Source organism: Actinacidiphila sp. bgisy144 (assembly GCF_057708105.1).
The window spans coordinates 70,512-96,537 of sequence record NZ_JBYIRM010000006.1; the positions used below are offsets into that span (position 1 = coordinate 70,512).

A 26,026-nucleotide genomic window follows, 5' to 3' on the forward strand; every position below is an offset into this window, starting at 1 on the left:
GGTGCCCCGATGGACCGTGACACGACCGACAGCCCGAGCGGCGGACCGGACGCGGACACGAAGCAGCCGCCCGGCCCCGCGGACCGGGGCGTGCGGCGCGACGTCAACTACTACTGGTGCGGGCAGACCGCCTCCGCGTTCGGCTCGGTCTTCACCACCATCGCGCTGCCCGTCGTGGCGGTGGTGCACCTCAACGCCTCGGCCGGGGCCATCGGCCTGATCAGCGCGGCCGCCACCGCGCCGATCCTGCTGCTGGGCTTCCCGGCCGGCGCGCTCGCCGACCGCCTCGCCCACCCGCGCCGCACCCTGGTGCTGCTCGACCTGGTCTGCGCGGCGGCCGTCGGCGCGGTCGCCCTGGGACTGGCCGCGGGCACCGTCTCGCTGCTGTGGCTGGGCCTGCTGTGCGCCGTCATGGGCGCCACCTCCACGTTCTCGATGTCCGTGTACTTCCTGCACCTGCGCCAGCTCGTCGGCCCCGACGGCATCGGCAGCGCCCGGGCCCGGCTCCAGGCCGGGCAGTACGGTGCCGCGCTCGTCGGCCGGCTGCTGGCCGGGCCCGCAATCGCGGTGCTCGGCGCGGCCGCCGCGCTGTCGGTCGACGTGGCCAGCTACCTGCTCAGCGCCGTAGCGCTGCTCGCCATGCGCTCGCCCGACCTGGTGCCGCGCGGCCCGGCGCCCTCGATGCTGACCTCGCTGCGCGGCGCGCTGGCCGGCCTGCGGCTGTTCACCGGCGACGGCTTCCACCGCGCGCTGGCGGTGTTCATCGTGGTGCCGGCCGCGGCCCTGGCCGGGGTGACCGCCCTGACCGGCCCGTTCCTGCTGCGGGTGATCCACCTGCCGACGGCCGCGTACGGGTCGCTCTTCGCGCTGTCGGGGCTGATGGGGCTGTCGGGCTCGGCCGTCGCCGGGCGCGTGCTGGCGCCGGGGCGCAACCCCCGGCGGGTGCTGCTCGGGGCGTTCACCGCGGCGATGGCGTGCAGCCTGCTGCTGCCGCTGGCCGACGGGCCGCTGCCGCTGGCCGCGTGTTGCGCGGCGCTGGGCATCGGGCTGCCCATCTTCTTCGGGTCGATCGCCAATGTGGCCGTCAGCTCGGTGCTCGTCGCCGACATGTCCGAGGAGACGCTCGGCCGCGCGATGGCCGCGCTCCAGGTGTGCGTGGCCACCGCGGGCCTGGTCGGCGCGCTGGGCAGCGGTGTGCTCGGCGACTGGCTCGGGGTGCGCGGCGCGCTGTGGGCGATGGGGCTGATCGCGCTCGGCGGCGTCGCGCTGAGCCTGCCGCCCGCGCTGCGGGCCGCCCGAAAGGCCCCCGCTGTGCCCGCGCCGGAGCCGGCCGCGGTCTGACCGGGGCACCGGCTCGCATCCCCCACCCAAGTGCCGCCCCCGGTCCCCGACATGGCCGGAAATCCCCTTGCCCGGCCGGATCGGCGTTCCGACGGCTCCGGCCGCCCGCCGGACCGAACGGACAGCAACGTCCGCGTCACGCACGGAAGTCGGCGGCGGGGGCGAACCCACGGACACCGCCACCCGCGCCCCGTCACCCGGTTCACATCGGCCACACAGCCGACGGCCATTCCGGGATCGGGTGGGCACCGGCTACGATGAGGCCGGGGGCAGGGCACCCGGGCCTGGCCGGTACTACTCGGGGGGAGGCGGACCATGGACAAGCGTGTTTCCGCCGTGTCGTCCACCACCACCGCCGACCGCGAGCCGGACGCCACCCTCGCCGACAAGATCGACGCCCTCTTCCGCGTCGTCCGGCGCCCCAACCGCGAGCCGTACAGCCACGAGGAAGTCGCCCGCGCCTGCCGCGAGGCCACCGGCGAGAGCTTCTCCGCGACGTACCTGTGGCAGTTGCGCACCGGCCGCCGGGACAATCCCACCAAGCGCCATCTCGAGGCCCTCGCGCAGTTCTTCGACGTCCCCGTCGGGTACTTCTTCGACGACGAGCAGGGCGCGGCCATCGCCAAGGAACTCGAACTCCTCGGCGCGCTGCGCGACGCCGGTGTGCGCAGCATGGCGCTGCGCGCGGTTAACCTGTCCCCCGAGGACGCGGCCACGATCAGCGACATGATCGACGTCCTCGCCCGCAGGGAGCGCAGTTCCCAGGGGCGCGGCTTGTAGCGTGCCCGAACTCCGCTGTGAGGTCTCATGGCTCCGGCCGGTGGAGGGAGGGACAGCGGGTGAGGCGGGCAGGACGCGGCGGCGGCCGGGAGATGTGGAAGCGCTGCCGGCGCACGGTGGACGGGCTCGACCTGCCCGACCCGTTCGACGCGGCGGTCTTCATCGGGATGCTCGCCGGCACCCGCGGCCGTCCGATCGAGCTGGTGCCGATCTCCGCGGCGCTGCACACCCCGTGCGGCCTGCTGGTCACCACCGACCGGGCCGACTGCATCCTGTACGCGGCCGACACCAGCGCGCTGCACCAGCAGCACATCCTGCTGCACGAGGCGGCCCATCTGATCTGCGGCCACCACGAGACCGCGCCCGCCGCGTCGGCGGCCGCCGAGGTGCTCATGCCGCACCTGGCGCCGTCGCTGGTCCAGCGGGTGCTCGGCCGCAGCGTGTACACCGAACCGCAGGAGCAGGAGGCGGAGTTGGTGGCCTCCATGATCCTGGCGCGCACCGCCCAGGACGCCCGCGACGCCCGGCCGCAGCCGCCGCACCCGGGGCGGGCCCGGTTGGACCGGCTGTTCGGCACTCCGGAGGGCCCGGCGCCGGGCCGCCTCGATGACTGACCTGCTCTCCTTCCTCGGCGCCGCGTTCTTCCTGGTCTTCGGCGTCCACCGGCTGACGATCACCCGCGGCTCCCGCGCGGACCCCGCGCAGCGCTACGTCTCCGGTTTCGCGCTGTGCATGGGCCCCGCGCTGCTGCTCAATTCCCCTACGGTGACAGGTGGGTTGGCGGCCGACCCGGTGCTCGACACGGCGGTGATGTTCGTCAGCCACAGCCTGAAGCTGTCGGGCCTGGCCTTCCTCGCACTGGTCGCCTACGCCCTCAAGTCCCCGGCGGTCGGCCGGACGGCGCTGCGGCGCCAGGCGCGGCTGGCGGGTGCGGCGCTGGCCGCGTCGCTGCTGCTGTTCCTGGCCGCCCAACCGCACACCCGGGGTGACGAGTTGTCCGTCCCGGACGGCCACCGGTGGGCGCTGGCCGCCTTCAGCGCGCTCTTCGCGGTCTACGGAGCCTGGTGCCTGCTCGTGCTGGCCCGCGAACTCGCCGGCCACGCGGCCCGGACCGCGCCTGGGCTGCTGCGGACGGGGCTGCGGCTGATGATGCTCGCCGCCGCGTTCGGCGCCGCCTGGACGGCCTGGGCGCTGGACGACGTCCTCGGCGATCTGCGCGCGGGCCACCAGGGCGTGGGCGAGGACATGGTGTCCTCCTTACTGGGCGCGATCACCGCGCTGCTGGCGACCGGCGGGGCGACGGCGACCTTGTGGGGCGGCCCGCTCGGCGCCCCGGTGCGGTGGCTGCGCGCCTACCGCCGCTACCGGGCGCTGGAGCCGCTGTGGTCGGCGCTGCACCGCGAGCTGCCGCAGATCGCCCTCGACCCGTCGGCGGCCGAGCGCCGGCCGGGTCTGCGCCGGGCGGAGTTCGCGCTGTACCGGCGGGTGATCGAGATCCGCGACGGGCACCTGGCACTGCGGCCGTACTTCGACGCCGACGTCGACCGGTGGACGGCGGGCGCGGCGGAGGACGGCCGCCCGCGGCAGGCGGTGCTGGAAGCGGCCACGATCGCCGCCGCACTGGAGAACAAGCGGGCCGGGCGGCGGCACAGTGCCCAGGGCGCCCGGACGGCCGGGGCCGCGCCGCAGCCGCCGGCGGCCGTGGCGGCGACGGTGGCGGCCGAGACGGCGTGGCTGCTGGAGGTGACGGCTGCGTTCACCGGTTCCCCGGCCGTCGCCGACGTGCGCCGACGTGTCCGGCGGGCCGCGGCCGGCCCCGGCGGCACCGCGGCAGCTCCCGACCCGCGGACGTGACCGGGGACCGGGGCCGCCGCCCGCGGGCAGGCCGCGGCCCGGTTCAGCCGACGGGGCTGCCCTTGCCCAGCACGATCACCCCCGCGTCCGAGACGGCGTACAGCTCGCGGTCCCGCGCCGGGTTGACGCCGATCGTGGCGCCGGGCGGCACGTCCACGTTCTTGTCCAGCACCGCCCCGCGGACGATCGCGCCGCGCCCGACCCGCACGTTGTGGTGCAGCACCGAGCCCTGCACGACCGCGCCCGGCTCCACCACGACACCGGGCGACAGGACCGAGCGGGTGACCTGGCCGCGCACCACGCAGCCGGGGCTGACCACCGACTCCCCCACGATGCCGCCGGCGGCGATCTTCGCCGGCGGCAGCGAGCCGGGGTTGGTGTGGATCGGCCAGTCGCGGTTGTAGAGGCTGAACGCGGGCCGGTCGGAGACGAGGTCCATGTGCGCGTCGTAGTACGTGTCGAGGGTGCCCACGTCCCGCCAGTAGCCGTGGTCGCGGGCGGTCTCGCCGGGGACGTGGTTGGCGTCGAAGTCGTAGACGTGCGCGGCGCCCTGCGCGGTCAGCCGCGGCAGGATGCTGCCGCCCATGTCGTGCACGGACTGCGGGTCCTCCGCGTCCGCCTGCAGCGCCTCCAGCAGCACTTTGGTGGTGAAGACGTAGTTGCCCATCGAGGCGAAGACCCGCCCGGGGTCGTCGGGCAGCACCGGCGGGTCGGCCGGCTTCTCCAGGAACCGCTCCACCGTCACGCCGTCGGCGCCCGGGGTGATCACACCGAAGCCGCCCGCGTCGGCCCGGGGCACCTTGATGCCCGCCACGGTGACGCCCGCGCCGTGCTCGGCGTGCTGCGCCAGCATCTGCCGCGGGTCCATCCGGTAGACGTGGTCGGCGCCGAACACCGCGACGTAGTCCGGCTGTTCGTCGTGGATGAGGTTGAGCGACTGGAGGATCGCGTCGGCGCTGCCGAGGTACCAGCGCGGGCCCAGCCGCTGCTGGGCAGGCACCGGCGTCACGTAGTTGCCGAGCATGCTGGACATCCGCCAGGTCGTCGAGACATGGCGGTCCAGGCTGTGCGACTTGTACTGCGTCAGTACGCAGATCCGCAGGATGCCGCCGTTGACCAGGTTCGACAGCACGAAGTCGACCAGGCGGTAGTTCCCGCCGAAGGTCAAGGCCGGTTTCGCCCGGTCGGCGGTGAGCGGCATCAGCCGCTTGCCCGCGCCGCCGGCCAGCACTATGCCAAGGACCGAAGGTCCACCTCCGCGCATCGGCGCCCCCTTGTCCGTCGTCTGTACGCTGCCTGTACGCCGTCGTCCGTCGTGACGTGCCCGTTCCGTGCCCCGCCCGCACCCGCCCGCTACGGCGCCGCTCCCGCCTTCGCCACCTCCTCGTACAGCTGCGCGGTGCGGCGCGCGACGGTGTCCCAGCCGAACTCGCCGACCGCGCGCCGCCGTCCCGCCTCGCCCATCCGCGCCGCGGCCGCCGGGTCGGCGAGCACCCGGTCCAGCGCCCGGGCGAGCCCCGCCTCGAACTGGTCGGCGTGGCCCTCCCGGTAGGGCACCAGCAGCCCGGTCGTGCCGTGCGCGACGACCTCGGGGATGCCGCCGACCGCGGAGGCGACCACCGGTGTGCCGCACGCCATCGCCTCCAGGTTGACGATGCCCAGCGGCTCGTAGACCGACGGGCAGACGAACACCGCGGCATGGCTGAGGAGTTGCACCACCGCCGGGCGCGGCAGCATCGACGGAATCCAGTGCACCCCGTCGCGCACCGAGCTGAGTTCGTCGAAGAGCGACCTGAACTCCCGGTCCAGCGCGGGGGTGTCGGGCGCGCCCGCGCACAGTACGAGCTGTGCGGCCGGGTCGATCGAGCGGGCGGCGCGCAGCAGGTGCGGCACGCCCTTCTGCCGGGTGATGCGGCCGACGAACAGCACGTACGGGCGGGCCGGGTCGACGCCGAGCCGGGCGAGGGCGTCGGTGCGCGGGTCGGCCCGGTAGGTGGCGGTGTCGATGCCGTTGCGCACCACGTGCACCCGCGCGGGGTCGAGCGCCGGGTAGCAGGACAGGATGTCGCCGCGCATGCCGTCGGAGACCGCGATCACCGCGTCGGCGGACTCCATCGCCGTGCGCTCGGCCCAGCTGGAAAGGGCGTAGCCGCCGCCGAGTTGCTCGGCCTTCCAGGGGCGCAGGGGTTCCAGCGAGTGCGCGGTGAGCACGTGCGGGATGCCGTGCAGGAGCTTGCCGAGGTGGCCGGCGAGGTTGGCGTACCAGGTGTGGGAGTGCACCAGGTCGCGGCCCTGGAGCGCGGCGGACATCTGGAGGTCGACGGCGAAGGTGCGCAGCGCGTCGTTGGCGCCGTCGAGGCTGTCGGGGGCGCGGTGGCGGGCGACGCCCGGGCTGTCGCCCTCGCCCCAGCAGTGCACGTCGAGGTCGACCAGGCGGCGCAGTTCGCGGGCGAGGAACTCGACGTGCACGCCCGCGCCGCCGTAGACGTCCGGGGGGTACTCCCGGGTCAGCAGTGCGACCTTCACGCGGACCTCCTGCCGTCGGCGACCGTTCTCCTTGCTTTCCCCGCTTGCGGGTGACTTATCACCGCGGCGGCCCGGGTTCGCCGGCGGCGCCGCCGGCCGGGGGTGCGCCGGTGCGCGGACGCGCCGCGGTGTGGTGCGGTTGACCCGGATTCGGCCATGCTCGGCGCCTTGCCACCCGTTGCCACCGGTTGCCACCCGTTTGCCACCCATGACCGCCCGCAGTCACCGGCGCGGGCTTTTGCCCACGTATGGGGCGTCGGTGCACTCGTGGGCCGGGTGGGACCCGGCCCGGGGCAAGCACAACCCCGTCGCGCCCGCGGCAATACCGCCGATCCCGCCCCGCGGGACGCCGTACGGAATGACGCTTTATTGACGGCTGCGATCCCCCGGTCCCGGGCACACGTATGGGAGAGACGACACGTGATGACCACCCCCCACTCCCCCGCACCTCTGCCGCTGCGCGCCGGAGAGCGGTTGGCACTGGCACTGGCGAGGGAAGAGATGATGCAGGACTACCACCGGTGGGAGACCGACCCGCAGACGGTCGTCGGTTTCGGTGCCCGCTGGCCGGTGTCCTGGGAGGTGTTCCAGGCCCGTTTCCTGAGCAGTCACACCTCGGAGCACTACCAGCTCTTCGAAGTGGTCACCACCGAGGACGCGGTGCCGGTGGGCACCACGTCCCTCTGCGTCGACCAGGCGGTCAACACCGCCGAACTCACCCTGGTGATCGCCCCGGAGCACCGCGGCCGGGGCTATGCGTCCGAAGCCACCGCTCTCACCTTGGACTGGGCGTTCTCCATCGCATCGCTGAGCGCGGTGTGGCTGGAGGTGCTGGCCCCGCACACCGCCGCGGTCAACGCCTATCTGAAGGCCGGTTTCCGTACCGCCGGCCGGCTGCGCAGCGCCGCGCTGTGGCAGGGCCGGCGGGTGGACAAGCTGCTCCTGGACTGTGTGCCCGACGACCTGGCAGAAAAGAGGTGATCCGCGATGTCCTGCCCCGATGTCAACTGCCGCAAGGGCGGCTGCACCACCGACCCCGGTCAAGGCCGGCCCGCCGCTGAGCGCGCTCCCGAGAAGTGAGCCCGGCCGCCCCGGGCCGCGCCCCCGCCTGCCGGAGGTGCGGCCCGGGGCGCGTCGCGGCGGACCGGGCCAGTACGGTGTGCGGGACCTTTGGTGATCAGCCGCGGAGGGGACGCAACCGATGGCCCAGTTCGACATGCCGCTGGAAGAGCTCAGGACGTACCGCAGCGCCTCGATCGAGCCGCCGGACTTCGACCGCTTCTGGGCGGACACCCTCGCGCAGGCCCGCAGCCACGACCTGGACGCCCGGTTCGAGCCGGTCGCGACGGCGATACGCACGGTGGAGATCTTCGACGTGGAGTTCTCCGGCTTCGGCGGGCACCGGATCAAGGGCTGGTTCTCGGTACCGGCCGGGTCCACCGAACCGCTGCCGCTGGTGGTGGAGTTCGTCGGCTACGGCGGCGGGCGCGGGCTGCCGCACCAGAACCTGACATGGGCCTCGGCGGGATACGCGCACTTCCTGATGGACACCCGCGGCCAGGGCGGCTCCTGGTCGACCGGCGACACCCCCGACCCGGTGGGTTCGGCGTCCGCGACGCCCGGCTTCCTGACCCGCGGCATAGCCGATCGCGACACCTTCTACTACCGCCGGGTGATCACCGACGGTGTGCGCGCGGTCGAGGCGGCCCGCAGCCACCCGCTGGCCGACGCCGCCCGCACGGTACTGACCGGGGTCAGCCAGGGCGGCGGGCTGAGCATCGCGGTGGGCGGCCTGGTGCCGGACCTCGTCGCGGTGGCGCCGGACGTGCCGTTCCTGTGCGACCTGCCGCGGGCGGTCCGGATCACCGACGCGGCCCCGTACCGCGAGGTCGCGGTCTACCTGGCCAACCACCGCCCGGAGCGGGAGCGGGTGTTCGGCACCCTCGCCTACTTCGACAACGTGCACTTCGCGGCCCGCGGCAGCGCCCCCGCGCTGTTCTCCACCGCGCTCCAGGACCTCACCTGCCCGCCCTCCACGGTGTTCGCCGCGTTCAACGGCTACGGCCACCAGGACCGGACCATCGAGGTCTACGACTTCAACAGCCACGAGGGCGGCGGCGCCCACCACGAGGCGCTGCGGCTGGAGTGGCTGCCGAAGTACGTCTGAACGGCGCGGGCGGTGCGCCGCGTTGACCGGGTGCGCGGCGAACCGCTTTTGAAAAAGGGAGGAATACGTTCGCGAGGTCCGGGCAGAAGGCGGATGACCGTTTTACCAGTTCGAGGCGATGAGGTGACCGTGACCGTGAACGCGCAGCAGCCGGCCGGCACGAGCGGAACCGCGACCTACCCGGGTCCGGCCGACCAGGCCCAGGAGGCGACCGGCGGGCTCCCCTGGATCGAGGACGCCACAGCCGTCGCCCCGAAGGACGCCCGGGTGCTGTCGAAGCTCTTCTTCGACCGGCTCCAGGAGCTGGAGGAGGGCACCCACGCCCACAGTTACGCCCGCAACACCCTGATCGAGATGAACCTCGCGCTCGTGCACTTCGCCGCCGGGCGCTACCGCAACCGCCCGTCGACCGACCGCGAGGAGATCGTCCAGGTCGGCACGATCGGGCTGATCAAGGCGATCGACCGGTTCGACCTGTCCCGGGAGACGGAGTTCACCACCTTCGCGATCCCGTACATCGTCGGCGAGATGAAGCGGTTCTTCCGCGACACCTCGTGGGCGGTCCACGTGCCGCGGCGGCTCCAGGAGCTGCGGGTGGAGCTGGGCAAGGCCAAGGAGCAGCTGGCGCTGCTGCTGGACCGCGACCCGACGGTGGCGGAGCTGGCCGCCCACCTGGAGATGTCCGAGGAGGACGTGCTGGAGGGCCTGGTCGCCGCGAACGGCTACACCGCCGGTTCCCTGGACGTGCCGTGGTCCGACAGCGACGCCGGCCCCGAGAGCGACGGCCGCACCCTGGCCGACTCCATCGGCGACTGCGACCCGTCGATCGAACTGGTCGAGGACCTGGGCAGCCTGGCCCCGCTGATCGCCGAACTCTCCGACCGCGACCGCGAGCTGCTGCGGATGCGCTTCGTCGACGAGATGACCCAGTCGCAGATCGGAGAGGAGCTGGGGTACTCCCAGATGCACGTCTCCCGGCTGCTCAGCCGTATCGTCCGCAAGCTCCGGGCCGGCCTGCTCGCCCAGTGACGGCCCGCGCCCGGTACGGACGGGTGCGGCAGGGGTGACCGCGGCCGCTCAGGCCGGTTCGGCCGCTTCGGCCGCGGTCAGGGGCCTGGCGATGTCCTCCAGCGACTTCTGCTCCGCGTCGACCGCGAAGACCGCCGCGACCAGGCCGCCCGCGCACATCAGGCCCGCGCCGATGCAGAACGCCAGCACGGTGTCCGCGACCTTCCCCGAGGAGGTCAGGTCGGCGAAGACCAGCGGCCCGGTGATGCCGCCGGCCGCCGTGCCGACCGCGTAGAAGAACGCGATGGCCATCGCGCGGGTCTCCATCGGGAAGATCTCCGACACCGTCAGGTAGGCGCTGCTCGCGCCGGCCGAGGCGAAGAAGAGCACCACGCACCAGCACGCGGTGAGCGTGGTGGCGTCCAGCGTCCCGCGGTGGAAGAGCCAGGCGGTGAGGAAGAGCAGCACGCCGGACAGCAGGTAGGTGCCGCTGATCATGATCCGCCGCCCGACCAGGTCGAAGAGCGGGCTGAGCAGCACCGCCCCGCACAGGTTGCCGGCCGCGATCACCGCGAAGTAGTAGCCGGTGTGCCCGGAGTCGACGCCGTAGAAGGTGATCAGGATCGTGCCGAAGCCGAAGGTGATGGCGTTGTAGAGGAACGCCTGCCCGATGAAGAGGGACAGGCCCAGCACCGCGCGTCTGGGGTACTTCGCGAAAACGGTTTTGGCGATCAGCCCGAAGCCGATGCTCCTGCGCTGGTGGATGGTGATCTCGCGGCCGGCGCGCGGCAGCCGGGTGCCCTTCTCCGTCTCGACCCGCTGCTCGACGTCGGCGACGAGGTGCTCGGCCTCGTCGCCGTAGCCGTGGATGAACTGCCAGCGCGGGCTCTCCGGCACGTGCCGGCGCACCAGCAGGATGACCAGGCCGAGCACCACGCCCAGCGCGAAGGTCAGCCGCCAGCCGACGTCCTTGGCGAACAGGCTCGTGTTCAGCGCCGCGATGGACAGCAGCGAGCCGCCGATCGCGCCGAGCCAGTAGCTGCCGTTGATGCTCAGGTCCACCCGGCCGCGGTACTTCGACGGGATCAGCTCGTCGATCGCGGAGTTGATCGCCGCGTACTCCCCGCCGATGCCGAAGCCGGTCAGGAAGCGGAAGGTGAAGAACCACCACGGCGCGAAGGACACCGCGGTCATCGCGGTGGCGCCCAGATACACCGCGAGGGTCACCATGAACAGCTTCCGGCGGCCGTAGCGGTCGGTGAGCCAGCCGAAGAAGAGCGCGCCGACGCACGCCCCGGTCACGTAGAGGGCGGCGGCGAGGCCGGTGATGTCGGAGGAGGAGATGGCAAGGCCGGAGCCCGGTTCCGCCAGCCGCCCGGCGATGTTGCCGACGATGGTGACTTCCAGGCCGTCCAGAATCCACACGGTGCCCAGGCCCACCACGATCATCCAGTGCCAGCCCGACCAGGGCAGCCGGTCCAGCCGGGCCGGCACGTCGGTGGTGACGGTGCGGCCGCCCTCGCTGCTGGACCGGTCCGCGGCGGACGTCGCCATGGCGGATCACCTCCTCGGCGGCCAGTCTCACACCGGGCCGCCCGACACGCGCGCACGCCACCCCCGGCGGGTCGACGCCGCCGCACACCCGCGCGGCAGGGCACCATGCTGGGACAACGCCGCCGCCCGGGAGGGACCTCGCCGTGCGCACCACGCTCCACCAAGTCCGGTCGATCGTCGCGCCTCCGCTCACCGGCCCGCACGGCCCGCTGCCGCCGCTGCTGCTCGTCCTGACCGTGGTGACCGGCCTGGTCGACGCCTTCAGCTACCTCGCCCTGGGCCGGGTCTTCGTCGCCAACATGACCGGAAACGTCGTCTTCATCGCCTTCTCGCTGGCCGGCGCCAAGGGCTTCTCCCTGCTCGCCTCCGTCCTGGCGCTGCTCGCCTTCGTCGCGGGCGCGGTGGCCGGCGGGCGGCTGTACGGGCTGGCCGCCGCGCACCGCGCGCGACTGCTGCTCGGCGCCACCGTCGCCCAACTGGCTCTGGTACTGGTGTCGTTGGTCTTGTCGGAGACGGTGTCGCTGCCCGCGGACGGCACTTCGCGCGCGGTGCTCGTGGTGCTGCTCGGGCTGGCGATGGGCTCGCAGAATGCGGTGGTCCGCCGGCTGGCGGTGCCCGATCTGACCACCACGGTGCTGACCATGACGCTCACCGGCGTCGCCGCGGACTCACGGCTGGCCGGAGGCGGGGACAGCAGGGCCGGGCGGCGGCTGCTGTCGGCGCTGGCGATGTTCGCCGGGGCGCTCGCCGGGGCGGCGCTGATCGTGCACGGCCATCCGACCGCGCCGCTGCCGATCGTGGCGGCCCTGCTGGCCGTGGTGGCGGCCGGGCTCGTCCCGCACCGCCACTCGACGCTGCCGTGGGCGGCCCCGGAGGCCGGCTGACGGCGGGTGCCCGGCGGATGGTTGCGGTACGGCCCCCGGCAGCGCGGGGGCGCGGGGCGAGGGGGCTCGGGGGCGCGGGGGGCGCGGGCCGGTTTCACCCGGGTGGCCGCTCACCAGGGGACCTGTGAGGAACATGTGCCGCCGCTGGGAGATCATGGCAGGACAGCCCCCTGTCCCCCGTCCGCCGTCCTGTTGTCCCCCTGTTCCGCAGACCGGCCCCCATGAGGTGAGGTTCCGCAGTGCGCAAGCACCCGCAGCATTCCCCCGCCGCCCGACCGTCGTACTCCGCGCGCCTGCTCCGGCACGGCGCCCTCGCGGCCGGCCTGCTCGTGGCCGTCGCCGGGTGCGGGAACGGCAACTCGTCCTCCTCGTCCACGCCCACCGGCACCACGGCCACGTCCTCGCGGGCCGGCGCCTCCCCCGCGACCTCGACCAGCACCACCGCGAGCCCGACGGGGACCACCAGCGCGCCGCCCAGCACCTCGGCTCAGCCCACCGCCACCGCGGCCTCCTGCGTGGACCGGGCGTACGACGCGATGACGAACTCCCAGCGGGTCGGCCAGCTCTTCATGACCGCCGTCACCAGCACCGGCGTGACCGCCGCCCAGATGCAGGCGATCACCACCGGCAAGACCGGCTCGGTCTTCCTCCAGGGCCACACCACCGCGGGCACCACCGCGGTGAAGGCGGTCACCGCCAAGGTCCGCTCGCTGGCCTCCCCGGTCAAGGGCGTGTCCCTGGGCATGTTCGTCTCCACCGACCAGGAGGGCGGCCAGGTCCAGGTGCTCAACGGCTCGGGCTTCAGCACGATCCCGAGCGCGGTCACCCAGGGCACCTGGTCCACCTCCACCCTCCAGAGCAGCGCCGCCACCTGGGCGCGCCAACTGGCCGCCGCCGGGGTCGACATGAACCTCGCGCCGGTCGCCGACACCGTCCCGGCGAACCAGGTGACGGTGAACGCGCCGATCGGCAAGCTCGACCGGGAGTACGGCACCACCCCCTCCACCGTCGCCTCCCACAGCACCGCGTTCCTGCGCGGCATGAAGCAGGGCGGCGTGGTGCCGGCCATCAAGCACTTCCCGGGGCTGGGCCGGGCCAGCGGCAACACCGACTTCACCGCGAACGTCACCGACTCGGTGACCACCGCCACCGACCCCTACCTCCAGCCGTTCAAGGCCGGTATCCAGGCGGGCACGCCGTTCGTGATGGTCTCCTCGGCGATCTACACCCGGATCGACTCCCACAACCCGGCGGCCTTCTCCTCCGCGGTGATCCGCACCCTGCTGCGCGGCAAGCTCGGCTTCAAGGGCGCGGTCATCTCCGACGACCTCGGCAACGCCGCCGCGGTCGCCAACCGCACCCCGGCCCAGCGCGCGGTGGACTTCATCACGGCCGGCGGCGACATCGTCCTCACCGTGCGGACCAGCGACATCTCCCCGATGACGTCGGCGGTGCTCAGCCGGATGTCGTCGAACTCCGCCTTCCGCTCCGACGTGGCGGCCAGCGTGCGCCGGGTGCTCACCGCCAAGCAGAACGCGGGCGTACTGACCTGCGGCTGACCGGCGGGAATCTCCTACCACGACCGCAGCAGCACCAGCAGGGCCCCGGTGTCCGCCGACCGGGGCCTTCTGCGGTCCATCCGGGTGGTCCACCCGTTTCCCTGGACCGGTTCGGCGCTCCGGCATGCGATCAAGGACGAGCACAAGGGAACGCCGCACTGTGAGAAAGAAGGCCGCAATGTACTCAGCGCATGCCCGGCACCGCGTCACGACCGGCATCGCCGGTCTGCTGATCGCCGGTTCCGGCCTGCTCGCCGCGCCGTCCGCGTACGCCGCGGCGCCCCGGCCCGCCGTACCCGCGGACAGCGCCGCCGGCGCCACGAGCGCCGCGAGCGCCGCCGCTCCGGCGTCGGCCGGGCAGCAGACGCAGACCACCGCCGAGCCGCAGGGCCGGGTCGTGTCGCGCCTGCCCCTGACGATCCGCGAGAAGGCCACGTCGAACTCCCGCTCGCTGGGCACCCTCCAGCCCGGCACCGTGATCTGGCTGCACTGCAAGGTCGTGGGCCAGAACGTCGACGGCAACAAGCTCTGGTACCTGCTCGGCAACGGCCGCCCCGGCTACGTGGCCGCGCGCTACGTGCAGAACCTGTCCGCGGTGCCGTACTGCAAGTGACACCACCACCGGCCCACCCCGGGCCGAGTGGCGGCGGACCGGCGCGAGGTCCGGCACGAGCCATGGCACGAGCGCCGGCACCAGCGCCGGCACCGCCGCCGCAAAGTTTGGTGAGGGCACCCTAAGCATGACGCGCGGGTGAACTGCGGGCGAATTGTGGGTTCCTGGCCTTTGTGCAGGTGGGAGGGCGTGCTGCCGCGTGTTTAGCATGTCGGCGTCACATCCTGCTGCACCGATTCCCGGAGGTCCGGTGTGCCCGCCGAACCCGCGCCCGAACCCGCACCGGCGGCCGGCGAGAAGACCGCCGCGCCGCCCGACGGCGTAGTGCCGCCCGCCGAGGAAGCGGCCGAGGTGGAGCGGACACCCGGCGACGAACCGGCCGCCCCCGACGGGAAGCCGGCCCCGGCCGACGCCACCGCCGCCACGGCCGACACGACCGGCACGACCGGCACCGCCGACACGGACACCGGCGCGGACACCGACCTCACGGCCTCCGCGGCCCCCTCCCCCGCCACCGCCGCCGCCACCGCCGGCGCCCCCGGCGCGCCCCGCAGGCGCCGCGCGCGCGGCTGGACCGTGGCGGCCACCGCCGTCGCCGTCGCCGCCGCGGTCACCGCCGGGGTGCTGGCCACCGGCGGCGGCCACCGCACCGCCGGCACCAAGGCCGCCGCCTCCGCCGACGGCCTGGAGCACACCGCCGTCGAGGTGTCGCCGAGCACCTGCGGCAGGGGCTGGGGCGCCGCGCAGCAGCCGCACGCCGGCACCCAGGCGTTCGACCTGCACAACACCGCGGGCAGCGCCATCGAGGTCTACCTCAAGGACCCCAAGACCGGGAAGCTGTTCGCGGAGATCGAGGGGCTGGCTCCGGGCGCGACCCGCTCGATGGTCGTGGACCTCGGCAGCGGCCGGTACGCCTTCGAGTGCCAGCAGGAGGACACCGACGCGGTCACCGGCCCCACCGTGACCGTCCCCGGCACCGTCCCGCAGGGGCCGTCCTCGCTGCCGGTCACCGTGCACGACCTGATCCCGCCGACCCTGGCCTACCAGAAGTGGATCAAGGCGCGGATGGCCGAACTCGCCACCGACACCGGGGTGCTGAAGTCCGACATCGACCGCGGCGATTTGGCCGCGGCCCGCCGCGACTGGCTCACCGGCCACCTGGTGTACGAGCGGATGGGCGCCGCGTACGACACGTTCGGCGACGCCGACGGCGTCATCAACGGCACCGCGCCGATCGGCCAGGACCCGTCCGCCGACCCGGACTTCACCGGTTTCCACCGGATCGAGTACGGCCTGTGGCACGGTGCGTCCGCGAAGTCCCTGCGCGGCCAGGCGGACACGCTGGACAAGGCGGTACGGGCGCTGAAGGCGCAGTGGAGCACGCAGCAGATGGACCCGGCGAACATGGGGCTGCGCGCGCACGAGATCATCGAGAACGCCGAGCAGTTCGAACTGACCGCCCGCACCGACTACGGCAGCGGCACCAACCTGGCCACCGCGTCGGCGAACATCGACGGCACCCGGGCGATCCTGGCGAAGCTCCGCCCGCTGCTGGCCGCCCGCGACACCGGCCTGAAGCAGCTCGACGCGTCGCTGGACCGCGCCCAGAACTACCTGAAGTCCCTTGAGCACGGCGGGAACTGGACCCCGCTGGCCGAGCTCACCCGCGCCCAGCGCGAGCAGGTGAACGCCGACTTCGGCGACCTGCTGGAACAACTCGCCCCGGTGGCGGCGATCTTCGACGTACGGAGGACGGTATGACGACCGACACGGGCTGCCCGGCCGGCGGCGGCGAACTGCGCCGGCGCGGTTTCCTGCGCGGCGCGGCGGTCGGCGTCGGGGCGGTCGGCGCGGTCGCGGGCGGCGCCGCCGTGCTGACCGGGTCGAGCGCGGCGGCGGCGACGCCGTCGGCGAGCGCCGAGCAGGCGGCGCCGTTCCACGGCGCGCACCAGGCGGGCATCACCCAGGACGTCCAGCCGGCCAGCGTGTTCCTGTCGTTCGACGTCACCGCGGCCGACCGGCGGGAACTGGTGGAGCTGCTGCACACCGTCACCGAGCGGGCCCGGTTCCTGACCGGCGGGGGCACCCCGGCGGCGCTGGGCATCACCGACTCGCCGTCGGACAGCGGGACGCTGGGCCCGCGGGTGCCCGGCGACGGGCTGAGGGTCACCACCGGGGTCGGCGCGTCGCTCTTCGACGGCCGGTTCGGGCTGGCGGACCGCAAGCCGCTGCGGCTGACCGAGATGCCCGCGTTCGAGGACGACGACCTCCAGCCGGACTGGTGCCACGGCGACCTGAGCCTCCAGCTCAGCGCGCCGCACCAGGACACGGTGCTGCACGCGCTGCGCGACATCGCCCGGCACACCCGCGGCGGCATGCAGGTGCGCTGGCGGATGGACGGCTTCACCAGCCCGCCCCGGCCCAGCGGCACCCCGCGCAACCACCTCGGCTTCAAGGACGGCACCGCCAACCCGGACATCAGCGACCCGGCGGTGGCGAAGAAGCTGCTGTGGACCGGCGGCAACGGCGAGCCCGCGTGGACCACCGGCGGCTCGTACCAGGTGGTGCGGCTGATCCGGATGCTCGTCGAGTTCTGGGACCGGGTCTCGATCACCGAGCAGGAGCGGATGTTCGGCCGGGCCCGCGACACCGGCGCGCCACTGGACGGGAACGCCGAGTCCGACACGCCGAACTACGCGCTGGACCCGATGGGCGACGTGATCCCGCTGGACAGCCACATACGGGTGGCCAACCCGCGCACCGCGAAGACCGACGACTCCCGCCTGCTGCGCCGCGGCTACAACTACGACCGGGGCATGGACAGCGACGGCAACCTCGACATGGGGCTGGTCTTCGTCTGCTACCAGCAGGACCTGGAGCGGCAGTTCGCCACCGTGCAGAAGCGGCTGGCCGGCGAGCCGCTGGTGGACTACATCACCCCGTTCGGCGGCGGTTACTTCTTCGCCCTGCCCGGTGTCAAGGACCGCAGCGACTGGCTCGGCCGCGCCCTGTTCGCCTGACCTGCGCACACAGTTCCCACCCAGGCCACCCACACCGAACCGCCCCCTTCTGTTCACCCGGGGGCCACCACCGGGCCGTTGTCATGTCGCGGCTCACCCCGACGATCGCGTTCGACACCGCGCGCGAACCGACAACCGGCACGCGTCGAGCACCACACAGCGGAGGCTGACACAGCATGAGCACCACAGGCGGTACGAGCAGGTCAAGAGGGGGTTCCCGGCGGCGCACCGCGCGCTGGGGGGCGTTCGCCGGGGCGGCGGCGCTCGTACTGCTGGGGGGCACCGCGCCCGCCTACGCCGACAACGCGAACCACGGCGGCGGCAAGGGCAGCACCAGCACCACCACTCCGATCAAGCACCTGGTGGTGCTCTTCGACGAGAACGTGTCGTTCGACCACTACTTCGCGACCTACCCGAAGGCCGCGAACACCGACGGCACCACGTTCACCGCGGCGAAGAACACGCCGAAGAACATCGACACCGCCGCGCACGCCGGCCTGGTGAAGTCGAACCCGAACCAGTACACCCCGCAGCGGCTCAGCCCGGACGAGGCCGTCACCTGCGACCAGAACCACAGCTACGGCCCGGAGCAGTACGCCGCGAACGGCGGCAAGGCCGACCAGTACGTCCAGAACACCGACAGCGGCAAGTGCTCGGGCGGCCTGTACTACCAGCCCGGCCTGGTGATGGACTACTACGACGGCAACACCGTCACCGGCCTGTGGAACTACGCCCAGCACTACTCGCTCGGCGACAACTCCTACAGCTCCAACTACGGCCCGTCCACGCCCGGCGCGCTCAACCTGGTCTCGGGCCAGACGCACGGCGTGGTCTCGGTCGACCCGGCCTCCGGCACCGAGAACCCGAAGCAGACCGCCACGCCCGACTCGTACACCGTGGTCTCCCCGAACGCCAAGGGTGTCGGCACGGTCGCCAACGACCCCGACCCGGCCTACGACGACTGCTCGGACAACAGCCACACCAGCACCAACGCGCTCGCCTCGATGACCGGCAAGAACGTCGGTGACCTGCTCAACGCCAAGAACGTCACGTGGGGCTGGTTCCAGGGCGGGTTCCGCCCGTCCACCGCGTGGGACGGCAAGCAGGGCGACTACGCCAGCTGCCTGGGCGACACCCACACCAACGTGGCCGGCGCCTCCTCCGTCGACTACAGCGCGCACCACTCGCCGTTCCAGTACTACAAGTCGACGTCGAACCCGCACCACCTGGCGCCGAAGAACACCGCCGAGATCGGCCACAACGGCCAGGCGAACCACAACTACGACCTGACCGACTTCGACTCGGCGCTGAAGGCCGGCAACCTGCCCGCCGTCAGCTTCCTCAAGGCGGCCGAGTACCAGGACGGCCACGCGGCCTACTCGGACCCGACCGACGAGCAGAACTTCCTGATCAAGGAGATCAACGCGATCCAGTCCTCCGCGGACTGGAAGGACACCGCGATCGTGGTCGCCTACGACGACTCCGACGGCTGGTACGACCACGCGTACGTCGCGCCGAGCAACGGCTCCAAGGACACCACGGTCGGCTCGAACGGCAAGGCCGCCGACAGCCCCGCCTGCCAGGCCGCCCCGGCCGCCGCGAAGGGCTACGCGGACCGCTGCGGCCCGGGCACCCGGCAGCCGCTGCTGGTCATCTCGCCCTACAGCAAGGTGAACTCGGTCGACCACACCCAGACCGAGCAGGCCTCGATCACGAAGTTCATCGAGGACAACTGGAAGACCGGCCGGGTCGGTGACGGGTCCTTCGACGCGCGCGCGAACACCCTGACCAACGCGTTCGACTTCAAGCACCCGAACGACAAGCAGGTGCTGCTGAACACCAACGGCTCGGTGAAGTCGGTCAAGCCGATCAGCGCCACCAAGCCCACCGCCCCCGGTAAGTCCGGCACGTCCGGCAACGGTGGCAAGTCCGGCAGCGCGGGCGGCTCGTCGAGCTCCGGCGGCAACGCCCCGACGGCGCAGCTCGCCGAGACCGGCGGCTCCTCCCCGGCGCTGCCGCTCGGCATCACCGCGGGCGTCCTGGTGGTCGGCGGCGGCGCGCTGTACTACGCCCGCCGGCACCGCGCCTCCTCCCGCACGGCGGCCTGACGGGCCACCGCGCGGCACCGCGTCACACGAAGGGCCGTCCCGGTCGCCGGGGCGGCCCTTCGCCGTGTCCGCCCGCCTGTCGGGCCTTGAAGCAACTGCCGGACCGGTCGGCCGCGTTGCCTTCACGAGGCGAACGCGCGGCGTGCCCGGCGGCGGGTCGGCGCCCGCCAACCGGCCGCCGGGCACGATCCGGCAGCGGCTGCGCGCACAACTCTTGACATGGGTGAAACACAGGGAGAAACATTCCGGTGTGCGTTGGGAGAGCGCTCTCACCGGTCAACCGGGGGCGCTCGCCCGTAGTTCGGCACCTTTGGCCCAGCACCTTCAGCTCGGCACCGCAGTTCGGCACCTCAAGTCCGGCACAGCAGTCCGGACTTGCGCCCCCACCCCTGGAACCAGGAGAGCCGCCATGCTTCCACCCCCCACCACCGCCGCGCTCAGACCCGCGGCCGCCACGGACCGGCACAGCCGGCGTACCGTCGTGGCCGCGGTGATCACCGCGCTGTTCGCCTCCCTGCTGCTGTTCGTGCCGGCCCGGGCCGCCCACGCGGCCGACACCCTGCTCTCGCAGGGCAAGACGGCGACCGCCTCGTCCACCGAGAACGGCGGCACCCCCGCCTCCGCGGCGGTCGACGGCAGCACCGCCACCCGCTGGTCCAGCGCCTTCTCCGACCCGCAGTGGCTGGAGGTGGACCTCGGCGCCACCGCGACGGTCAGCTCGGTCACTCTCAACTGGGAGACCGCATACGCGACCGGCTTCAAGATCCAGCTGTCGTCGGACGGCACCACCTGGACCGACGCGTACTCCACCACGAGCGGCACCGGCGGCACGCAGACGGTCTCCGTAAACGGTTCCGGGCGCTATGTCCGGATGTACGGGACCGCGCGGGCCACCCAGTACGGCTACTCGCTCTGGGAGTTCCAGGTCTACGGCACCTCGGGCGGCTCCACCGGCGGCACCGGCCCGATCCAGGGCGGCGGCGACCTCGGGCCGAACGTGAAGGTCTTCGACCCCTCGACGCCCGACATCCAGAGCCAGTTGGACGCGATCTTCGCCCAGCAGGAGAGCAACCAGTTCGGCGACGCCCGCTACCAGGTGTTCTTCAAGCCCGGCACCTACAACAACATCAACGACCAGATCGGCTTCTACACCTCCGTCTCCGGCCTGGGCAAGAACCCGGACGACGTCCAGATCAACGGCGACATGACCGTGGACGCCGGCTGGTTCAACGGCAACGCGACGCAGAACTTCTGGCGCAGCGTGGAGAACATGGCGATCAAGCCGGTCAGCGGCACCGACCGGTGGGCCGTCGCGCAGGCCGCGCCCTTCCGCCGCATCCACGTCGAGGGCGGCCTCAACCTCGCGCCGAACGGCTACGGTTGGGCCAGCGGCGGCTACATCGCCGACAGCAAGATCGACGGCACGGTCGGGCCGTACTCGCAGCAGCAGTGGTACACCCGGGACAGCTCGATCGGCGGCTGGACCAACGGCGTGTGGAACATGGTCTTCTCCGGGGTCCAGGGAGCGCCCGCCCAGGGCTTCCCGAACCCGGTCTACACCACGCTGAGCACCACCCCCGAGTCCCGTGACAAGCCGTACATGTACCTCGACGGCAGCGGCAACTACCAGGTGTTCGTGCCGAACCTGCGCACCAACGCCAGCGGCGTGGACTGGCCGAACACGCCGGGCACCTCGATCCCGCTGACCCAGTTCTACGTCGCGAAGCCCGGCGTGTCCGCGGAGACCATCAACGCCGCGCTCGCGCAGGGCCTGAACCTGGTGCTCACCCCGGGCATCTACCACCTCGACGAGCCGATCAGCGTGAACCGCGCCAACACCGTGGTGCTCGGCCTGGGTTACGCCACGCTCATCCCGGACAACGGGGTGGACGCGATGAAGGTCGCCGACGTGGACGGTGTGAAGCTGGCCGGCTTCCTGATCGACGCGGGCACCGGCAAGTCGCCGCAGCTGCTCCAGGTCGGCGCGCCCGGCTCCTCGGCGAGCCACGCGGGCAACCCGACCACCATCCAGGACGTCTTCGCGCGGATCGGCGGCGCCGGCCCGGGCCAGGCGACCACCGCCTTCGAGATCAACAGCAACGACGTGGTGATCGACCACACCTGGCTGTGGCGCGCCGACCACGGCGCGGGCGTGGGGTGGACCACCAACCCCGCGGACGAGGGCCTGAAGGTCAACGGCAACAACGTGCTGGCGACCGGCCTGTTCGTGGAGCACTTCGAGAAGTACGACGTCGAGTGGGCCGGCCAGAACGGCCGGACGATCTTCTTCCAGAACGAGATCGCCTACGACCCGCCGAACCAGGCCGCCATCCAGAACGGCAGCACCCGCGGCTACGCCGCCTACAAGGTCGACAACAACGTCACCAGCCACGAGGGCTGGGGGCTGGGCAGCTACTGCAACTTCACCGCGGACCCGACGATCGTGCAGGACCACGGCTTCGAGGCGCCGAACACCCCCGGCGTGAAGTTCCACGACCTGCTGGTGATCTCCCTCGGCGGCATGGGCCAGTACGCCCACGTCATCAACGACACCGGCTCCCCCACCTCCGGCACCTCCACCGTCCCCTCCACCGTCACCAGCTACCCGTAAGGCCGCACCACCCCCCGGCCGCCGCCCCCACCCGGGGCGGCGGCCCTCTCACTCCCCGATCACTCCCCGCTCCCGCCCCCGCCACGCTCTGCTAACGTGCCCGGACATCTACGGTCAGGGGGGGCTGGTGGGAACCGTCAGGCGATCGAGGGCGGAACGGCGGCGGCAGGCGCAGATCCTCCGCTACTGGCGGGCGGTGGAGTACTTCAGCCCGCCGACGGTCGACCGGGTGGACCCGCGCAACAACGTCTTCCCCGTGCGCCCGGACCGGCCGCTCCCCTGGGAGCCCGGTTCCCGGACCGGCCCTGCCCCGGTCCGCGACAACTTCGTGTGGCAGCACACCGTGTACGCCGGGACGTTCGCGGTGGAGAAGGTGCGCGACGTCCTGCTGGAGGCGTTCCGGGCGCCGGACGCCGAGCTGGACCTCGACGGCCGGATCAGCGGTGACAGCGCCGTGCTGTGCTTCACCGTCAACCAGGACGGCCTGCTGGTCAAGGACAGCGCCACCCTGTCCGCCTGTGCCTGGGCCGTGGGCCGGACCCTGGACCCGGGCCCGCACGACGACGCCTGGCTGGCGGGGTTCGACGAGTACGGCAAGGGGTTGCTCCAGCGTCTGCTGGATCTCGGCGACGGGAAGGTGGCCGTCGAGCGGCGGACGTCGGCCGACCCCGACGGGCCGCCCTCAGGGCTCGGACCGGTCGCGGGCCTCTTCTCCCGGCTCGCGGTCACCGCGGCGCGGAACGGGCTGGGCGTCGCGGCAGCGGCAGCCGGCGCGCACCTCGGACCGGTGGGGGGACTCGCGACCGAGCTGATCGAGCAGGCCGGCGGCGAGCTGATCGACGCGGCGGCCCGCAGCCTCGGCGGCCTGGAGGCGGGCGACGGCGGTCCCGCCGGCACGCGGCGGCCCCGCGGTGCCGGGGCAGCGGGCGGGCGGGACGGCACGCGGCAGCAGGAACCGCCGGTCGAGCTGGGCACGAAGGTACTCGACGTGCACGACCTGGTGGCCGTCACCCGCTGGGTGGTGGATCAGCTGGGCGTGGGCGCGGCGCTGCGGCCCGACGCGATCCGGATCAGGAGCCGCGCGATCCCGGCGCGGCAGGCCGGCGAGACGGGGGGCGACACCCTCCTCAACAGCTTCTACGCCGACGACCTGCAACGGGTCGCCGAGGCCGTCGAGGAGGGGCGGGCCGGCGACGCGCTGCTGTCCTACCTCAGCGCCGACGCGGACCTGGACGCGGCGGACCGCCACGACGTGCGCCGCGCGCCGGAGACCGTACTGGACCAGGTCCGCCCCTCGCGCATGCCGCTGGGACGATGGCCGGCCGACGGCGACAAGCCCCTCGTTCTGAGCCAGCAGTTCGCGGTCAACCGCGTCATGGAGACGCTCGGAGCCGACGGCGGCACCGGGGTCTACGCGGTGAACGGCCCGCCGGGCACCGGCAAGACCACCATGCTGCGCGACCTGATCGCCGCGGTCGTGGTCCGGCGCGCCGAGCGGCTGGCGGAGCTGAGCAGTCCCGAACTCGCCTTCTCCCGCCAGCCGTTCACCTGGCGCAGCGAGGACAACGCGGGCAAGATCCACCCGCGCGGCATCCATCCGCTGGTGCCCGCGCTCACCGGTTTCGAGATGGTGATCGCCTCGTCCAACAACGGGGCGGTGGAGAACGTCACGTTGGAGGTCCCCGGCGCGCGGGCGATCGGTGCGCAGTGGGCGGCCGACGCGGACTACCTCTCGGGCCCGGCCGGTATCGCGCTCGGCGAGCCGGCCTGGGGCGCGATCGCCGCCCGGCTGGGCCGGCGCAGCAACCGCTCCGACTTCGTGCAGCGGTTCTGGTGGGGGAACCCGCCGCAGGTCCCCGGCCGGCGGCGCGAACCGGCGGGCACGGCGGCTTCCCCGACTTCACCGGCTTCCCCCGCTTCCCCGGCTCCCGCTGCTCCCGGCCCCCTCGGGCCCCTCGGGCTCCAGAAGATGTTGCAGATGCAGATGCAGAGGGGTGATCGCGGCACTCCCGGGAGGACGGCCGCCGCGGTCACCGCCGACGGCGAGCACCGGCCGCTGGGGCGGGAGACGTGGAGCGATGCCGTACGGCGCTTCACCGCGGCCCGGCGGAAGGTACACGAACTGGCCGCGCGGCGGCAGGAGATCGCCGACCTCGCCGCCCGGCTGGCGGGGCCGGACGCGCTCCTGGCCGCCCTCCTGACGCGGGAGTCCGACGCCCAGGACGCGCTGTCCCTCCTCCAGCAGGAGCGGCGTCGCGGCGAGTCCGCGCTCGACGAGCGCCGTACTGAGTACGCCGGGCGCCAGGAGGCGCTGTCGGCCGCACGGCTCCTCCTCGACGAAGCCGATGCCGCCGCGGCCTCCGGTGAGCAGCAGGTCAGTGCCGCGGAGGCGCTGCTGCACCGCCATGACGCGCGCAAGCCCGGCGTCGTCCGGCGGTTCTTCTCGCCGGAGACCCTGCGGCGCTGGCGGGCCGAGCGCACCCTGCTCGAGGCGCAGCTGGCCGCCGCCGACGCCCGGTTCACCGCGCTGGAGTCGGCCAGGGAGACCAGGCAGGTCGAAGTGCGGGCCGCGCGGGGCAGGTTGGACGAGGCGGTGGCCGCCGTCCGGCGGGCGGAGTCGCGGCTCGCCGTCTGCGACCAGGCCCGCGAGCGGCAGACCGCGGCGCTCGCCGAGGCCGGGGACCAGGCGGAGCGCAGGCGGCGCGCACGGGAGGACGAGGAGCGGCGGCTGGCCGACGCGCGCCGGCGCTGGGGCGCCGCCGTTCCGGGTGCGGAGTGGCGGGCCGACCCCGGCGACCGGGAGGCGATGGAGGCGCGGGAGCTGTCCGCGCCGTGGATGGACCCGGAGTTCGCCGCCGCGCGCTCCGCGCTCTTCCTCGCGGCCCTGGATCTGCACCGGGCGCTGCTGGCCAACGCCCCCGACCGCCTGCGCAAGAACCTCCAGGCGGCCATGGACGTGGTGGGCGGCCAGGCGCCGTCGGAGCTGCCGGCGAAGGTGGTGCTCGCCGCGTGGCAGATGCTCTTCCTGGTGGTGCCGGTGATCTCGACGACCTTCGCGTCGATGGGGCGGATGTTCGACCGGCTGGGTGGCGAGGCGCTGGGCTGGCTGCTGGTCGACGAGGCGGGCCAGGCCGCGCCGCAGGAGGTGGTCGGCGCCCTGTGGCGCTCGCGCCGCGCGGTGGTCGTCGGCGACCCGATGCAGCTCGAACCGGTCGTCACCCTGCCGTGGACCGGGCAGCGGCGGCTCGCGTCCCGCTTCTCGGTGGACCGCCGGTGGGCCCCGTCCGCGGCCTCGGTCCAGACCCTCGCCGACCGGCTCAACCCGTACGGCACCTGGCTGGCCGACCGGGACGGCGAGCAGGTCTGGCTCGGCTCCCCGCTGCGCGTGCACCGCCGCTGCGACCGGCTGATGTTCGAGGTCAGCAACGCGATCGCGTACGACGGGATGATGGTCTACGGCGTCTCCCGCGACCAGGACGACTTCCCCCTGGTGCAGCGCAGCATCTGGCTGGACGTGCCCTCCCTGCCGGGCGAGGAGAAGTGGAACCCCGAGGAGGGCAGCGTGCTGGAGTGGTTCCTCGGCCTCGTCGGGGACCGCATGGCGGACACGGTGGGCGCAGCGCCCGCGGACGGCGATCCGGCGGGGGAACTGCGGCGGCGGTTCGACGAGTCGCTCTTCGTCATCAGCCCCTTCCGCGACGTGGTGGCCGGCATCGACCGGGTGGCGGACGGCCGCCTGTCCCGCAAGCGGTACGGGACGGTGCACACCACGCAGGGCAAGGAGGCGGACATCGTGGTCCTGGTGCTCGGCACCGGGACCGGCCAGGTCGGTTCCCGCGACTGGGCCGCCAAAAACCCCAACCTGCTGAACGTCGCCGTCACCCGCGCCCGCCGCCGGCTCGTCGTGATCGGGGACCACGCCGTCTGGTCGCGGCACCGCTACTTCGGCGACCTCGCAGGCCACGCCGGGCTCCACCGGTGGACGCCCGAGCGCTGAGCAG

Annotated in this window: 18 protein-coding genes; 15 read left to right on the plus strand and 3 right to left on the minus strand. The window is 73.1% G+C overall.

Going from position 1 to position 26,026, the window contains the following annotated elements; translation table 11 throughout:
* Nucleotides 1–9: 9 nt before the first annotated feature.
* The 4 genes from AC3EVP_RS09110 to AC3EVP_RS09125 all read left to right on the plus strand — a co-directional run bounded on the left by AC3EVP_RS09110 (nucleotide 10) and on the right by AC3EVP_RS09125 (nucleotide 3,975).
* Nucleotides 10–1,341 (plus strand): MFS transporter, encoded by a 1,332-nt coding sequence (locus AC3EVP_RS09110; RefSeq protein ID WP_435127953.1) that lies wholly within the window; start codon nucleotides 10–12, stop codon nucleotides 1,339–1,341.
* Nucleotides 1,342–1,656: 315 nt separating this feature from the next.
* Complete coding sequence (locus tag AC3EVP_RS09115) at nucleotides 1,657–2,121, plus strand: XRE family transcriptional regulator (protein WP_335980902.1); 465 nt, start codon at nucleotides 1,657–1,659, stop codon at nucleotides 2,119–2,121.
* A 59-nt stretch (nucleotides 2,122–2,180) separates the two neighbouring features.
* Nucleotides 2,181–2,735: a ParH-like protein gene (locus AC3EVP_RS09120; RefSeq protein ID WP_435127955.1), complete on the plus strand. Its 555-nt coding sequence runs from the start codon at nucleotides 2,181–2,183 to the stop codon at nucleotides 2,733–2,735.
* Nucleotides 2,728–3,975: an MAB_1171c family putative transporter gene (locus AC3EVP_RS09125; protein ID WP_435127957.1), complete on the plus strand. Its 1,248-nt coding sequence runs from the start codon at nucleotides 2,728–2,730 to the stop codon at nucleotides 3,973–3,975. The genes AC3EVP_RS09120 and AC3EVP_RS09125 overlap by 8 nt, the downstream gene beginning before the upstream one ends.
* 43 nt (nucleotides 3,976–4,018) lie before the next feature.
* Here the strand turns inward: AC3EVP_RS09125 and glgC are convergent, their stop codons facing one another.
* Both glgC and glgA read right to left on the minus strand, forming a co-directional pair.
* A complete protein-coding gene (gene glgC / locus AC3EVP_RS09130) occupies nucleotides 4,019–5,239 on the minus strand; it encodes a glucose-1-phosphate adenylyltransferase (protein WP_435127959.1) in 1,221 nt (406 codons plus the stop codon).
* A gap of 89 nt (nucleotides 5,240–5,328) precedes the next feature.
* A complete protein-coding gene (gene glgA / locus AC3EVP_RS09135) occupies nucleotides 5,329–6,501 on the minus strand; it encodes a glycogen synthase (protein WP_435127961.1) in 1,173 nt (390 codons plus the stop codon).
* A 423-nt stretch (nucleotides 6,502–6,924) separates the two neighbouring features.
* On the opposite strand from glgA, the gene AC3EVP_RS09140 reads away from it, so the two are divergent.
* The 3 genes from AC3EVP_RS09140 to AC3EVP_RS09150 all read left to right on the plus strand — a co-directional run bounded on the left by AC3EVP_RS09140 (nucleotide 6,925) and on the right by AC3EVP_RS09150 (nucleotide 9,697).
* Nucleotides 6,925–7,482, plus strand: a complete 558-nt coding sequence (locus AC3EVP_RS09140; protein ID WP_335980937.1) for a GNAT family N-acetyltransferase — start codon at nucleotides 6,925–6,927, stop codon at nucleotides 7,480–7,482.
* A 220-nt stretch (nucleotides 7,483–7,702) separates the two neighbouring features.
* Nucleotides 7,703–8,668 carry an acetylxylan esterase gene (locus AC3EVP_RS09145; RefSeq protein ID WP_435127963.1) on the plus strand — a complete coding sequence of 322 codons (966 nt, stop codon included), beginning with the start codon at nucleotides 7,703–7,705 and terminating at the stop codon, nucleotides 8,666–8,668.
* A 93-nt stretch (nucleotides 8,669–8,761) separates the two neighbouring features.
* Nucleotides 8,762–9,697 (plus strand): RNA polymerase sigma factor SigF, encoded by a 936-nt coding sequence (locus AC3EVP_RS09150; RefSeq protein ID WP_435127965.1) that lies wholly within the window; start codon nucleotides 8,762–8,764, stop codon nucleotides 9,695–9,697.
* A gap of 48 nt (nucleotides 9,698–9,745) precedes the next feature.
* Here AC3EVP_RS09150 and AC3EVP_RS09155 read toward each other — a convergent pair whose 3' ends face one another.
* Nucleotides 9,746–11,230, minus strand: a complete 1,485-nt coding sequence (locus AC3EVP_RS09155) for an MFS transporter (RefSeq protein WP_435127967.1) — start codon at nucleotides 11,228–11,230, stop codon at nucleotides 9,746–9,748.
* A 143-nt stretch (nucleotides 11,231–11,373) separates the two neighbouring features.
* On the opposite strand from AC3EVP_RS09155, the gene AC3EVP_RS09160 reads away from it, so the two are divergent.
* From AC3EVP_RS09160 to AC3EVP_RS09195, 8 genes are all read left to right on the plus strand, one after another.
* Nucleotides 11,374–12,114: a DUF1275 family protein gene (locus AC3EVP_RS09160; protein WP_435127969.1), complete on the plus strand. Its 741-nt coding sequence runs from the start codon at nucleotides 11,374–11,376 to the stop codon at nucleotides 12,112–12,114.
* Between the two features lie 239 nt (nucleotides 12,115–12,353).
* On the plus strand, nucleotides 12,354–13,673 hold the full coding sequence (locus tag AC3EVP_RS09165) for a glycoside hydrolase family 3 N-terminal domain-containing protein (RefSeq protein ID WP_335980914.1): 1,320 nt from the start codon (nucleotides 12,354–12,356) through the stop codon (nucleotides 13,671–13,673).
* 178 nt (nucleotides 13,674–13,851) lie between these two features.
* Entirely contained in the window at nucleotides 13,852–14,286 is a 435-nt protein-coding gene (locus AC3EVP_RS09170; RefSeq protein ID WP_435127971.1) for an SH3 domain-containing protein, read from the plus strand.
* Nucleotides 14,287–14,538: 252 nt separating this feature from the next.
* On the plus strand, nucleotides 14,539–16,047 hold the full coding sequence (locus AC3EVP_RS09175) for an EfeM/EfeO family lipoprotein (RefSeq protein WP_435127973.1): 1,509 nt from the start codon (nucleotides 14,539–14,541) through the stop codon (nucleotides 16,045–16,047).
* Nucleotides 16,044–17,306 (plus strand): iron uptake transporter deferrochelatase/peroxidase subunit, encoded by a 1,263-nt coding sequence (gene efeB / locus AC3EVP_RS09180; RefSeq protein WP_435127975.1) that lies wholly within the window; start codon nucleotides 16,044–16,046, stop codon nucleotides 17,304–17,306. Before AC3EVP_RS09175 ends, efeB begins: the two co-directional genes overlap by 4 nt.
* A 176-nt stretch (nucleotides 17,307–17,482) precedes the next feature.
* Nucleotides 17,483–19,414 (plus strand): alkaline phosphatase family protein, encoded by a 1,932-nt coding sequence (locus tag AC3EVP_RS09185; RefSeq protein WP_435127977.1) that lies wholly within the window; start codon nucleotides 17,483–17,485, stop codon nucleotides 19,412–19,414.
* Nucleotides 19,415–19,823: 409 nt separating this feature from the next.
* Complete coding sequence (locus tag AC3EVP_RS09190) at nucleotides 19,824–22,025, plus strand: discoidin domain-containing protein (RefSeq protein WP_435127979.1); 2,202 nt, start codon at nucleotides 19,824–19,826, stop codon at nucleotides 22,023–22,025.
* Between the two features lie 127 nt (nucleotides 22,026–22,152).
* The gene (locus AC3EVP_RS09195) at nucleotides 22,153–26,022 is read left to right on the plus strand and encodes a DEAD/DEAH box helicase (RefSeq protein WP_435127981.1); all 3,870 of its coding nucleotides are present in this window, start codon (nucleotides 22,153–22,155) and stop codon (nucleotides 26,020–26,022) included.
* The last annotated feature ends 4 nt before the right edge of the window (nucleotides 26,023–26,026 follow it).